Annotated in this window: 12 protein-coding genes; 8 read left to right on the top strand and 4 right to left on the bottom strand. The window is 65.2% G+C overall.

Annotated elements, in window-relative coordinates; translation table 11 throughout:
• Nucleotides 1-260: 260 nt before the first annotated feature.
• Together BB347_RS12020 and BB347_RS12015 are read left to right on the top strand one after the other, a co-directional pair.
• On the top strand, nt 261-1,484 hold the full coding sequence (locus BB347_RS12020; protein ID WP_076584348.1) for an inositol-3-phosphate synthase: 1,224 nt from the start codon (nt 261-263) through the stop codon (nt 1,482-1,484).
• Nucleotides 1,485-1,590: 106 nt separating this feature from the next.
• Nucleotides 1,591-2,952 (top strand): alkaline phosphatase family protein, encoded by a 1,362-nt coding sequence (locus BB347_RS12015; protein WP_076584345.1) that lies wholly within the window; start codon nt 1,591-1,593, stop codon nt 2,950-2,952.
• A 58-nt stretch (nt 2,953-3,010) separates the two neighbouring features.
• Here the strand turns inward: BB347_RS12015 and BB347_RS12010 are convergent, their stop codons facing one another.
• On the bottom strand, nt 3,011-3,421 hold the full coding sequence (locus BB347_RS12010; RefSeq protein WP_076584343.1) for a DUF5518 domain-containing protein: 411 nt from the start codon (nt 3,419-3,421) through the stop codon (nt 3,011-3,013).
• Nucleotides 3,422-3,503: 82 nt separating this feature from the next.
• Between BB347_RS12010 and BB347_RS12005 the strand changes: the two genes are divergently transcribed.
• Nucleotides 3,504-4,499: an NOG1 family protein gene (locus BB347_RS12005; RefSeq protein ID WP_076584340.1), complete on the top strand. Its 996-nt coding sequence runs from the start codon at nt 3,504-3,506 to the stop codon at nt 4,497-4,499.
• An 82-nt stretch (nt 4,500-4,581) separates the two neighbouring features.
• Nucleotides 4,582-4,878, top strand: a complete 297-nt coding sequence (locus BB347_RS12000) for a hypothetical protein (RefSeq protein ID WP_076584337.1) — start codon at nt 4,582-4,584, stop codon at nt 4,876-4,878.
• A 41-nt stretch (nt 4,879-4,919) separates the two neighbouring features.
• On the opposite strand, the gene BB347_RS11995 is transcribed toward BB347_RS12000, so the two are convergent.
• Nucleotides 4,920-6,212 (bottom strand): TIGR00341 family protein, encoded by a 1,293-nt coding sequence (locus tag BB347_RS11995; RefSeq protein WP_076584334.1) that lies wholly within the window; start codon nt 6,210-6,212, stop codon nt 4,920-4,922.
• Nucleotides 6,213-6,392: 180 nt separating this feature from the next.
• Between BB347_RS11995 and engB the strand changes: the two genes are divergently transcribed.
• Both engB and BB347_RS11985 read left to right on the top strand, forming a co-directional pair.
• On the top strand, nt 6,393-7,010 hold the full coding sequence (gene engB / locus BB347_RS11990; protein ID WP_076584331.1) for a GTP-binding protein EngB: 618 nt from the start codon (nt 6,393-6,395) through the stop codon (nt 7,008-7,010).
• 372 nt (nt 7,011-7,382) lie between these two features.
• Nucleotides 7,383-8,618: a polysaccharide deacetylase family protein gene (locus BB347_RS11985; protein WP_139327087.1), complete on the top strand. Its 1,236-nt coding sequence runs from the start codon at nt 7,383-7,385 to the stop codon at nt 8,616-8,618.
• A 30-nt stretch (nt 8,619-8,648) separates the two neighbouring features.
• On the opposite strand, the gene ddh is transcribed toward BB347_RS11985, so the two are convergent.
• Nucleotides 8,649-9,578, bottom strand: a complete 930-nt coding sequence (gene ddh / locus BB347_RS11980; protein WP_076584328.1) for a D-2-hydroxyacid dehydrogenase — start codon at nt 9,576-9,578, stop codon at nt 8,649-8,651.
• 170 nt (nt 9,579-9,748) lie between these two features.
• Here ddh and BB347_RS11975 point away from each other — a divergent pair, with 170 nt between their 5' ends.
• Nucleotides 9,749-9,991, top strand: coding sequence for a hypothetical protein (locus BB347_RS11975; protein ID WP_076584325.1), 243 nt, complete (start codon nt 9,749-9,751; stop codon nt 9,989-9,991).
• 255 nt (nt 9,992-10,246) lie between these two features.
• Here the strand turns inward: BB347_RS11975 and BB347_RS11970 are convergent, their stop codons facing one another.
• Nucleotides 10,247-11,596, bottom strand: coding sequence for an NUDIX domain-containing protein (locus BB347_RS11970; RefSeq protein WP_076584323.1), 1,350 nt, complete (start codon nt 11,594-11,596; stop codon nt 10,247-10,249).
• A gap of 233 nt (nt 11,597-11,829) precedes the next feature.
• On the opposite strand from BB347_RS11970, the gene BB347_RS11965 reads away from it, so the two are divergent.
• Nucleotides 11,830-12,384, top strand: a complete 555-nt coding sequence (locus tag BB347_RS11965) for a metallophosphoesterase family protein (RefSeq protein WP_076584321.1) — start codon at nt 11,830-11,832, stop codon at nt 12,382-12,384.
• Nucleotides 12,385-12,414: the final 30 nt, after the last annotated feature.

Here is a 12,414-nt window from a genome sequence, read left to right as displayed (position 1 = left end):
CTCCGTCGGGTGGCCGTTTTGGATGAACGGACTGTTCAGGCCACAAAGCTCAGATTACGGCCGCTGAAACGACCGGTCGCGACGCTCGAGTCGAGGCACCGAGCGGCCAACGGTCGATTACGCACTCTACGCGCGCCATAACAAACACCGCTCGTCCCCGACTTTCGGAGGATGCTGCGCACCGAACGCACGAAGAGGGAATCGCGGCTGCACCACGCGACGGCCACGGGACCGGTCCGAACGGACCGACGTGATCTACGATGAGTGCGAGCACACCCCCCGAACCTCCCGAGACTGACGAGCGACTCGGCGTCTGGCTCGTCGGTGCTCGCGGGAACGTCGCGACGACGGCCATCGTCGGGGCGAGAGCGATCGCCCGCGGGCTGACCGGAACCACCGGCATGGTCACGGAACGAGACCCTGTCTCGAGACTCGAGCTTCCCCCCGTCTCGGGATTCGTCTTCGGCGGCCACGACATCGAGCGCGAATCGCTCCGCGAACAGGCCGCCCGCCAGTCCGAGCGAAACGGCGTTCCGGACGGTGAGATGCTCTCGGCGGTCGAAGACGACCTCGACCGAATCGACGAGCGAATCGAGGTCGGAACGGCCCGCAACTGCGGGGCTGCGGTCTCCGCGGAGAGCCAGCACCTCGACCCGGAGCTGACGGTTGGCTCCGTCGTCGAGCAGATTCGATCCGACTACCGAGCCTTTCGCGAGGAACACGGCCTCGAGCGACTCGTCGTCGTCAACGTCGCCTCGACGGAGCCGGAACTCGACGATGCCGACGGCTACAACGATCGTGAGGCCCTCGAGCGAGCGATCGACGAGGACGACGCCGACCTGCCGGCCAGCGTGCTCTACGCCTACGCCGCCGTCGTCGACGGCCACCCCTTCGTCAACTTCACGCCGAGTACGGGCAACGCGCTGGGTGGAGTTCAGGAACTCGCCGTCGAGGAGAACGTCCCGCACATGGGCCGCGACGCGAAAACGGGCGAAACGCTGGTGAAGTCCGCGCTCGCGCCGATGTTCGCCGGCCGGAACCTGCAGGTGCTCGCCTGGGAGGGCCACAACATCCTCGGCAACAAGGACGGGCTGGTGCTCGAGGACGAGGCCAACGCCGCGGGCAAGCTCTCGAGCAAGGGCGAACTGCTCGAGTCGATCCTGCCCGACATCGGCCACAATCGGGTCCGGATCGACTACACGCCCTCGCTCGCAGACTGGAAGACTGCCTGGGACTACATCCACTTCGAGGGCTTTCTCGACACCGAGATGAAGATGCAGTTCACCTGGGAGGGCTCGGACTCCGCGCTGGCCGCGCCCCTCGTGCTCGACCTCGTTCGGCTGATCGCCCACGCGGACGAGCACGACGAAGGCGGCCTCCAGCCCCAGCTCTCGTCGTTCTTCAAGGCCCCACTTGGCGTCGACGAACACGACTTCTCGAGGCAACTCGAGGGGCTCGCAGAGTACGCCGAGCGCCACAGGTAACCCGTCATTCCATGCGGTCAAGCACGTCTTTCACGCGACCAAACACGTCTTTCGACCCGACCTACCCCGTCACTCCATACATTCGAACCGTCATTCCGACGCGACCATGACCGAACACACCCCCACCTCACCGACGCCACCCGTTCCACACGAATCGATCGACGCAGACCGTATCGTCGTCCTCGACGTCGTCGGGCTTCAGCCCCATCACGTCGACGACGACCGTACGCCGGCGCTCGCCGAACAATTTCCAACAGATCAGATGACGGATCTCCGCCCGCCGTTTCCGGCCCTCACGGTCCCGGCCCAGACGACGCTCGCAACCGGGACGCTCCCTCGAGACCACGGGGACGTCTCGAGCGGCGAGTACGACCGCGAGCGGGACGTCGCCGAGTTGTGGGAGCGCGACCGGGCGGATCGAAACCGAATCTGGGAGTACGCCAGCGACGAGGCGGGGCTGACGACCGGCGTCCTGAACTTCCAGCACCTGATCGGGACGAGCGCCGACGTCGCGCTCACCCCCTCGCCCATCGAGGACGAGGACAACAACATCCTCGAGATGAACTGCTGGACGAACCCCGACGGCTTCTACGACGACCTCCGCGAGGCGTACGGCCACTTCCCGCTTCACAGCTACTGGGGCCCCGGAGCCAGCGCCGAGAGCAGCGAGTGGATCCTCACCGCCGCACGCGAGGCCGTCGAGCGCTTCGATCCCGACCTGCTCTGGGTGTACGTCCCCCACCTCGACTACGTCGGCCAGAGCGACGGACCGGAATACGACGCCTTCGAGGCCGAACTCGAGACCGTCGACGGCCTCCTCTCCTCGTTCCTCGACTTCCTCGCCGAGACCGACCGCTGGGATGACACCCTCCTCACGCTCGTCAGCGAGTACGGCTTCCACGGCGTCGATCAGCCGGTGTTCCCGAACCGCGCGCTTCGCGAGGCGGGGCTGCTCGAGACGGCCGACGACGGCGACGTCGACATCCCGACGTCGGACGCCTTCGCCATGGTCGACCACCAGATCGCCCACGTCTACGCCGACGAGGACGTCCAGGCGGAGGCTCGAGACGCCGTTTCGGGACTCGAGGGTGTCGACGAAATCCTCGACGAGGGGGAAAAGTCCGACTACGGGATCGACCACCCGAACGCAGGCGACCTCGTCCTCGTCGCGGAGGAAACCGCGTGGTTCCAGTACTACTGGTGGGACGACCGCGCCGACGCCCCGCCGTACGCGACCGACATGGACATCCACAAGAAGCCCGGCTTCGATCCCTGCGAGCTGTTCTTCGGCGAGGACGGGCTGGTCTCGCTGGATCCGACGAAGGTGGGCGGCTCCCACGGCCGCGTCGACGACTCCACCTACGGCTGTTTCGGCCTCGGCGGCCCGGCCGCGAGCGGCCTCGAGGACGAGACCGTCGACGCGACGGCCGTCACGCCGTTCCTCGAGGACGTGCTCGGACTCGAATAAGGACGAGCCAGTAACGGACGATGCATTTCTACCGGTTCCACGCGTTCTCCGCCGGACGTCAGTAGCGCGGAGCGTCGTACCCCCGGTAGTCGGGCCGATCCGGGTTGAGGAGGCCGCCGAGCGCCCCGGCGATCGCGCTCTCGAGGGCCATCACGAACGAGACGAAAATCGCGAGGGCCAGGATTCCGAGTCCCGCCGCGCCGGAGATCATTGCGCCGGCCGGGCCGAGCGTCCAGCCGGCGAGGCCGACGAACACCGCGATCAGGAGGCCGCCGACGAGTCCGCCGAGTGCACCCGCGAGCAGGCCGTGCCAGAAGCCCCTGAGGAGACCGCCGCCGGCGACGTAGCCCGCGACGAAGCCGCCGATCAGTCCTGCCGCGAGCTGGCCCACTCCGGGGATCGCCAGCCCGAGGATTCCGAGGACGGTCGCGACGAGGAAGCCGATGATGACTGCACGCCAGTTCGTCATGCCAGAAGGGAGGCGCTCCGCGAGGAAAAGATCGCCGCTCGTAACGAACGACCTTTTAAGACCGCGAATCCTACGTACCGCTATGATTTTCGAAGACCTTCCGACGACGCCCACGTCGGAAGAGCTGATCGACAAAGCATTTTCGCGGGCGGCGCGGTCGGGGAACGCCAAACAGGGCCTCGAGGCCCAGCAGTCGATGCTCCAGGTGGCGGCGAACATCATCTCGGACAACTTAGAGAACGTCGTCACGGCGTGGCCGGATTTCGCCTACGAGGACGACGTCCACCCGTTTTACTACGAACTCGCCGACGCCATCGTCGACGTGGACAAACTCCGACAGAGCCTCTCTGAGGTGATGTGGGCGAGTCGAAAGGCTCGAGAGATCCACGAGGAGTACCAACCGCGCCTGCGCAAGACGGACGTCGACACGGCCCGCAAACATCGTAAGCAGGCCTTCGCCCGCCTCGCCGACATCGTCGAGCAAGTCGACGACGAACTGCTGTACATCAACAAGTCTCGAAACGACCTACGCGACCTCCCCGAGATCAACCCCGACGAGCCCACCATCGTCGTCGCCGGCTACCCAAACGTCGGCAAATCCTCGTTCGTCAACGACATCACGAACGCTCGCGGCGAGACGGCATCGTATCCCTTCACGACGAGAGGGATCGGCCTCGGTCACTTCGAACGCGAACACGTTCGCTACCAGATCGTCGACACTCCCGGCCTGCTCGACCGGCCGCCTGCGGAGCGAAACGAGATCGAATCGCAGGCCGTCAGCGCCATCGAGCACCTCGCCGACTGCATGCTCGTGATGATCGATCCGAGCGCCGAGTGTGGCTACCCGCTCAACTCCCAACTCGAGCTTCGCGACGCAATCGCGGCCCAATTCGAGGACGTTCCCGTCCTCACGATCGCGAACAAGGTCGACCGAAAGGAGGTCTGGGACGACCGCCACGCGGACGAGCTGAACGCCGACTACTCCATGAGCGTCGAAACCGGCGAGGACGTCGAAACCGTGCTCGAGGCGGCCGTCGAGGCCATCGATCACGAACCGAAACTGCCGTTCGAGGAGTAAGGCGAGCGACGAACCGTCGACTCGAGAACCGCGAGCAGCGAACCGACAACCCTACCGGCGATCACCGCGAACGTCCGTACTGATGAAAGGACCGGGTCTCTTCTGGATGCTCCAGACTGCCGCCGGACTCTCGATGGCAGCACCCATGTTCGTCGTCGGCTTCGAGTTTTTCCGAACCGGCCGGACACTATCCGGCGTCGGCTTTTTCGCACTCGGAGCGGTCGCGCTGTACTTCCCGACGTACTTCCTCAACCGGATCGGCGGCCCGCGAACGTGGATCCGTCGCCGACTCGGACGCGGCGACTCGAGCGAGAGCGACGAGCCGACAGCGGATGAAAGCGATAGCAACGGGACGTTCTTCGACCGATTTCGACAGTGAGATCGGAGGCAGACTTAGCGCTCGTCGATACGAGGACAGACTCACCGCTCGTCGATGCCGACGGCCCGAACCTCGACGCCGACGTCTTCGTCAGTGTGTTCTTCGATCCGTTCGTGTAACTCGTCGGCGAGTTCCGGCGGCAACTCACCCGGCGGGCCGCCCACGGTGACGACCACCCGTTCGGGGCCGATGAACGGATAGTCGTCGTCCATCACGACCTCGGACTCGAGCAGTTGATACTCCTCGAATGCCTCGTCGCTGAGCACTACTTCGGCTTCCGTCTGGGCGTTCTCCTCGAACGTCGAGGCGGTGTACGAGGAGTACGTGATCGCCCCGAGAAAGAGCGCGAAGACGAGCACGATGACGACCAGCCCGACGATTCGCCTGCGCACGCGCTGTTCGGTCTTATCGAGCGAGAACAGGTTTTCCGGCCGGTAGCCGACGTACCACAGCGTGAGAAGCCCCGCGAGATTCACCGAGAGGACGTTGACCAACACGAGCACCGTCGAGCCGATGGCCGCCGCCGGATCTCCCCACGCCATCGCGATTCCCGCGGCTGCCGCGGGCGGGATCAACGCCGCCGCGATCATGACGCCGACCAACGCGACCGAGATCCCTGTCGCGATGCTTACGATCCCCGCCACGCCGGCTCCGAGGGCAACCGCGAGCGATAGCAGATCCGGCGCGAGTCGCTCCGAAATCTCGTCGACGTTCGCGATCTCGAGCCCCGGCGGAACGATGTTCGTCACGCGAACCATCCACGCGAAGATCGCCGCGGCCGCGATCGCGAGGATGACACCCAGTATCTGGTAGAGAATGCTCTCGAGAAAGAGATCTTCGTCGTCGATCACCGACCCGACGCTCGCACCCAGCGCCGGCCCGATCAGCGGCGCGATCACCATCGAACCGACGACCACGGCGGGCGAGTCGAGCAACAGTCCGGCCGTCGCGACGACCGCGCTCACGATCGTCATCGTCGCGTAGATGCCGAACGTCGGCGTCAGCGAGTTAGCCTCGGCCTGTAGCTCCTGTCTCGAGATCCGATCCGAACCGACATCACCCTTCTCGTACTCCTCGCGTAACTCCTCGAACCGACGGGAGACGACCGTCTCGGCGTCGACGACGACCGTGTAGGCGTCGTCGTCGATCCCCGCCTCGTTGAGATCGTCGAGGACGGGTTCGACCGCCGGCGACGGCAGCGGAAAGTAGACGACCGCCGTGTACTCTCGGTCGCTATCTTCGTCCGTCACGACGTAGTCGATTTCCCGATCATCGAGCGTCTCGAGGGCCGTCTGGCGCTTCCCCGTCGGAACCGTCAACTGTACCAACCGCACAGGTCCGTGTAACCACCTCGTGTGGGTTAACTCCAGTGTATTACTGCAGGCTGAGATGGGATACTCGCCTCGAGCGCGCTACTTGGTCGGGTCGGTGGTCAATAGCGCCCCTCATCGGAGCCATGCCTCGAGCGAGGCGAACGCACCACGTATAAACCCATCACGACCCTACGGCGGTGTATGTTCGAGACGCGACCCGACCGCGAGGCCGAAGTAGCCCTCGTCGGTCGCTCCAACGTGGGCAAGTCGACGCTGATGCGAGAACTGACCGGTCACAGCTTCGACACCGGCGGCAAACCCGGCGTCACCCGCGAGCCCAACCACTACGACTGGAACGCCGAGGACTTCGTCATCACCGACCTGCCCGGCTTCGGCTTCATGAGCGGCGTCCACGAGGACCACCGCGAGCAGATCAAGACCGACATCGTCCACTATCTCGAGGAGAACGCCGACAACATCCTCGTCGCCGTGTTAGTGGTCGACGGCAAGAGCGTTATCGACATCATCGACCGTCACTCGGGCCCGGACGAGATTCCCTACGACGTCGAGATGTTCCACTTCCTGCGCGAACTGGACGTCCCCACCGTCGTCGCCGTCAACAAGATGGACAAGGTCGACGACCGCGACGAGCGCCTGAACGACCTCTGTGATCGCCTCGGCCTCCTCCCGCCGTGGAAACAATGGCAAGAAACTATCGCCCCCATCACCGCCAAACGGGGCCAGATCGACGCCCTGAACGAGGCCGTCCGCGGGCACCTCCACGAACAACAGCGCGACGATTTGTTCAAATTCTTCTAACGAAATTTTACGCTGCGTTTGTTTCGCGCTGACGGCAGCTACGCTGCCGCACAGCGCGTCGGCTCTCGGTAAAATTTCGATCAAAAGCACTCCTCCTTCCGCTCCGGGTCACGTCGTGACCCGCCGCATCAGTCGTCGGCCCGCTCGCTCACTGCGTTCGCTCGCGGTCGGGGTTTGTGTTTCAGCCTGCCCTTCCCCGGGGAACGCGACTCTCGCGTTGCTCGAGCCGCGTTCCCGGCCACCGCTTCGGCCGTCAGGTTACCCGTCGCTGCTGTCGATTTCAGCCTCGAGTCCGCGCACTGAACAGTACGCTGTAGCACAAATTCGCTTACTCGCGAGATAATAAGGGGGAGATAACACGGTGGCGAGAGTATGGACGACAGTTCGTCGAAATCGATCGATGGCATGGGGCGGCGAGATGTTTGTCGGATCGGGACGGCCGGGGCGCTCGCGCTCGCTGGCGTGGGGAGTGGTGTCGGAGCCGGTGCAGTCGTCGGGTCTGTGGAATCGGGAACGAACGGCCGAGTCGTGTTCATCTACGACGATAGCTGGCGGGAAGACTGGGCCGACACGTACCCAGTTCATCAGGACGAAGGCGTCCCGGCCTGCTGTGCAGCCGTTCCAGACTATATCGACACCTCCTGGGGACTGCTTCCGGAGCACCTGCGCGAGATGGAAGACGAAGGCTGGGAAATCATGTCCCACTCTACGAGCCACGTCGCCGTCGGAAACCTCTCTCTGACCGAACCCGCCGAACCCGGGGACGAACGGCTCTCCCTCGACGGCAGCTTTCTCGGCGACTACGAAGGGGATGAAATCGTCGTCAGCGACGGCGACCGAACCGTCGAGAACGCCGTCGCTGGCGGCGGAGAGGACGAGGACGGAATCTACCTCGAGCTCGCAGAACCCGTCGGCGAGTCGTTCGAGGCCGAGACGGCGTTCGCCAGATTCGACGACGACCGAATCCACGACGAGGTCGTCGGCTCGAAGGAAGCGCTCGAGGAGTACGGCGTCGAGGTCGACGCGTTCGTCGCCCCCTTCGGTCGCAGCGAGGGGCTCGCTGACGACCTCGTTCGGGACCACTACGGCGCGTTTCCAAACGGCGACGACAGCGCTCTGAACGCCCTCGAGGACCTCGATCCGTACGAACTCGGGCGCTCGAGTATCGACGGGGAGTCGGCGAGTGAGTTGGATATCGAAGCCTACTACGACGATGTCGCAGACGGTGAGTACCTCGGAATCGTCGTCGGCCACAGCCAGTTCGACGAGACGACGCCCGAACGCGTCCGCTTCGCGATTCAGGCCGCGAAAGATCGCGATCTCGAGATCGTGACGCTTCGCGAGGCACTGATCGACCTCGACGTGTGGGAGGGCGAAACCGGCGGCGCTGACAGCGAGGGCGAAGCTGGTGACGACGAAAACGGAACCGGTCCCGAGGACGAAAGCGACGACGAAACGTCCGCAGAAACGGACGACGCGTTCGGGGCGACGGTCCGAGAGAATCGGACGCCACTGCTGGCCGGAACGGGCGCGCTCGCGGCCCTCGGCCTCGCCGGTACCGCCGCCTACCGACGATTCACGCAGTCAGGCGACGACGGGCGACTGTAACGCGAGCACGAGCCACGACTCGATATCGGCTCAGACGACTCGGTTCGTGAACGCCTCGTCAGCCTCGAGCCTCCCGACGTTCGTCTCGACGAGTTCGCCGACGTCGCGGAAGTAGTCTCGCGTCAGGGCCGCACTGTGGGGCGTGACGATGACCTCGTCCATCTCCCACAGCGGCGACTCCTCGGGAAGCGGTTCTTCTTCGAAGACGTCGAGCGCTGCTCCCCGGATGGCCCCCGACTCGAGGGCGTCGATCAGCGCGGGCTGGTTGACGACAGAGCCGCGGGCGACGTTGACGAAGTAGGCGTCCTCGCGCATGGTTTCGAACGCGTCGGCGTCGAAGAGGTGGTGGGTCTCGTCGGTCAAGGGCACCGTCACGATCACGAACTCGGCGTCGGCGATAGCGGTGTGAAGGTCCTCGTTCGGGTGGATTTCGTCGAAGCCGGGAACCGATTCCTCGGAACGGCGCACGCCAGTAACCTGAACGCCCAGCGAGCCGAGCGTCTCCGCGACGCCGCGTCCGAGCGTGCCCGTTCCGACGACGCAGGCCGTCGTTCCGGGGAGCGTGAACGCCTCGTCCCACTCGGGGCGAACCCAGCGCCGATCTTGCTGATTAGCCGCGTAGCCGTGGAGTCGCCTCGAGAACGAGAGCAGGTAGCCCGCGACGGTCTCGCCGACCGTGCGGTCGTGAATTCCGGTGCTGTTGGTGAGGATCACGTCGTGTTCCTCGAACTCGTCGAAGGGGAACCGGTCCACACCGGCCTGAATGGAGTGGATCCAGTCGCACTCGAGGAAGGCGTCGCGGTGCTCGATGGTGATGACGGCGTCGCAGTCGGGTATCTCGTCGTCGCCGATCACGTCGACCGGGACGGAAAGGTCAGCCAGAAAATCGGTCAGTTCCGCCGGCGGGAACACCGACGCGACCGAGTCGTGAACGCCGAGTCGCTCGAGATCGAAGTGCATGGGTCGGTGTTTGGACGAATCAGAGATGAACCTTTCCCGACCCCGGTATTCGACGACTTGCTCCGGCAGTATCCGTCGTCGAAACGTGGCAGACGCGCCAACCAATCGTTTCGCGACCATCGCAGCCCCATGAGGGAAGTGTTAACCTATACCAAACCATAGTTGACAAAATGACCGAGCGCGACGAGGCTCAACGGGCAGCAGCGGTGTGTGAGAGTTGTGGAACGGCACACGCGGTTCGTCTCGGTCCTGACGGAGAGATACAGCCGATAGGAACTGGACACGGTCCCAAGTGTACGTGCGGGAACGAGACGCTCCAGATTATGAGCACCGACGCGGTCGTAATGGAGGACGCGGAGGACACCGAAGACGCCGAAACGAACGACGGCGGAGAAACGGATTTAGACCAGTGAACTGCCTCGGCCTGCTCCGCCTGTAGATCAAGCCGAGCAAAACCCGTCATCGTGAGTGCACTCGGCGAATCGTCACCGATTGACGGACTGGATCGACTGACGGACGGGAACTACTGACGGGTGTTGTCACTCCGAGAACTGGAAGTGGCGGCTCAGGAAAAACCCTCGTCACACGGGGCTCGGTGGGGGTAACACTTCGTCACTGCCGCCACTCTCACTCCGCACTCGAGTCGTTTCCGTCTATCGCTTCTCGACTCACTCGCGCCACGCTTCGAGGTCGCGCAGTTCCGCCACGATGTCGCCGACGTCCTCGTCCTCGAGTGCACCGCGTTCGGTTACGTACTCCTCGATGCAGTCGGCGGGCGTCACGTCGAACGTCGGATTCGCCACGTCGAGTGACGCGTCGCCGTCGTAGACGGCCGAGCGATCGCCTGACTCGAGGTTGATCTCCTCGCGGGTCGACACCTTGTCCGTCGCGGCGACGACCGAAACGGGGACGCCCTCGCGCTCGGCTGCGAGCGCGATCCCTCGCGTTCCCGCCTTGTTCACCACGGAGCCGTCGTGGAGAATCGTGTCCGCGCCCACGACCACCCGATCGACGGCCTCCCTCGAGAGCAGGTGGGCCGCGGCCGCGTCGGTGTGAACCGTGATCGGACACTCGAGAGCCTCGTCGGCGGCCAACTCCTCGGCGACGGCGACGCCCTCTCGCGCGGGCCTGGATTCGGCGACGAAGAGTCGCGACGGCTCCCCCTCGCGGATCGCCTCGAGGACGGTTCCCGAGCGCGAGAGCGTCATGACGGTCCCGTCGATGCGCTCGGCCGCGGTCGCCGCCGCGGCGTCGTCGGCCTCGAGCGCGCGATCGATTCCGGCGAGTGCGGCCTCGAGCACGTGCGGTGCGCCGACCGCGCCGTCGACCGCGTGTTCGTCAGCGTCGGTCATCGCCCGGTTCACCCGATTTCTGAGGACGGCCATCGAGGGGCGGGCCTCGAGCAGCCGCCCGGCGAGTTCGGCGAGTTCGTCCCGCTCTTCCTCGGGATCGTCCCCGTAATCGGCTCGTTCCGCGACGAGCAGGCCCGCTCGGTCGCGCACCACCTCGAGCGCGCGAACGGAGAGGGCCGCCGCGCCGTGTTCGTCGTCGGCCGCGATCGATCGAACGGTTGGTGCGACGCGCTCGTAGGCGCTCCAGAGTTCCGGGACCGTCTCGAAGGCGTCTTCGTCCGATTCGGTTTCCCCGAACCCACCGAGCAGTTCGGTCGGCGACACCCACTCGAGGGCGTCGTGTTCCTCGCTCAGGTCGACCTCGCGGTGGTCGGCGTCGAACAAGTATGGGTGGACGATCCACTCGCGTCCGAGATCCGGATCGTCGACCGTGACCGGTCGCCCGTCGCGAACGAACGTGACGGAATTACCGGGATCGAGTCCGGTCTCCTCGCGAATCTCCGTCCGAACCTGCTCGTCGGGGTCGCCCTCCGCGAAGCCGGAGACGCCGCCCCACTGGCCCGCGTAGGTGCCGACGGCGTCACTGCGGCGCAAGACGAGGATGTCGCCCCGGTGTCTGAGAAAGGCGGTGACGACGTGCGTTCCATCGGAAGCGTCGGCGCACATACTCGTCCCGACGGGGGCCGGAGTGGTGTCGCTTTCGACAGCGACTCGCCGTCCCGGTCGGTCGTCCTCGCGGCCGAACGCGTCTCTCGAGGACGGCAGCTGCCCTTGGCACGACCTCGAGTGAACGAGACCGGCGACCGGGGATCGTCCGCTGACGAACGCGTTTCGGCGTCGACGACGAACGGTGTGGGGAGAGACGAACAGTTTTCGAGACTGGCCGGCAAACGAACACTATGACCCGCATCGCGATCATTTCCGACACGCACGTGCCCACTCGAGAACCCGACATTCCCGAGTGGGTCGTCGCCGAGATCGAGCGGGCCGATCACACCATCCACGCCGGCGATTTCGAGTCGATCGGGGCGTACGACCAGATCGTCGACCTGACGGACGGCGAACTGACCGCCGTTCTCGGCAACGTGGACCCGGCGACGCTCGACGTGGCGCGGACGGCCACCCTCGAGATCGACGGCGTGACGTTCGTCGTCACTCACGGCGACGGCTCGTCGGGAAGCTGGCGCGAACGCGTCCTCGAGACGGCCCGCGAGGAATCGGGCGCGGACGCCGAGACGACGCTCGTCGCCGTCGCCGGCCACACCCACCAGGTGGTCGATACGACCGTCACGTTCGACGACCCCCACCGAGCCGACGGCGAGGACCGACCCGTCAGTCGCATCCGGCTGCTCAACCCGGGGAGCGCTACCGGCGCTGCACCCACGACGTTCGAGACGATGTTCGTCGCCACCGTCGACGACGGAACCCTCTCGGTCGAGCATCGAACTGGATAGGGTGGGCCGTCTCAGACGGTTTACTGTAAG

The sequence above is a fragment of the Natronorubrum daqingense genome, from assembly GCF_001971705.1.
GTDB lineage: Archaea > Halobacteriota > Halobacteria > Halobacteriales > Natrialbaceae > Natronorubrum > Natronorubrum daqingense.
The sequence above is the reverse complement of the archived record's forward strand: the minus strand, read 5'-3'. Positions and strand labels throughout refer to the sequence as shown.

Coding starts and splice junctions, on each gene's coding strand:
- BB347_RS11985 (WP_139327087.1), top strand. CDS start 7,383: ATGGACGACAGTTCGTCGAAATCGATCGATGGCATGGGGCGGCGAGAT.
- BB347_RS11965 (WP_076584321.1), top strand. CDS start 11,830: ATGACCCGCATCGCGATCATTTCCGACACGCACGTGCCCACTCGAGAA.
- BB347_RS12010 (WP_076584343.1), bottom strand. CDS start 3,421: ATGACGAACTGGCGTGCAGTCATCATCGGCTTCCTCGTCGCGACCGTC.
- BB347_RS12015 (WP_076584345.1), top strand. CDS start 1,591: ATGACCGAACACACCCCCACCTCACCGACGCCACCCGTTCCACACGAA.
- BB347_RS11975 (WP_076584325.1), top strand. CDS start 9,749: ATGACCGAGCGCGACGAGGCTCAACGGGCAGCAGCGGTGTGTGAGAGT.
- BB347_RS12000 (WP_076584337.1), top strand. CDS start 4,582: ATGAAAGGACCGGGTCTCTTCTGGATGCTCCAGACTGCCGCCGGACTC.
- ddh (WP_076584328.1), bottom strand. CDS start 9,578: ATGCACTTCGATCTCGAGCGACTCGGCGTTCACGACTCGGTCGCGTCG.
- BB347_RS11970 (WP_076584323.1), bottom strand. CDS start 11,596: ATGTGCGCCGACGCTTCCGATGGAACGCACGTCGTCACCGCCTTTCTC.
- engB (WP_076584331.1), top strand. CDS start 6,393: ATGTTCGAGACGCGACCCGACCGCGAGGCCGAAGTAGCCCTCGTCGGT.
- BB347_RS12020 (WP_076584348.1), top strand. CDS start 261: ATGAGTGCGAGCACACCCCCCGAACCTCCCGAGACTGACGAGCGACTC.
- BB347_RS12005 (WP_076584340.1), top strand. CDS start 3,504: ATGATTTTCGAAGACCTTCCGACGACGCCCACGTCGGAAGAGCTGATC.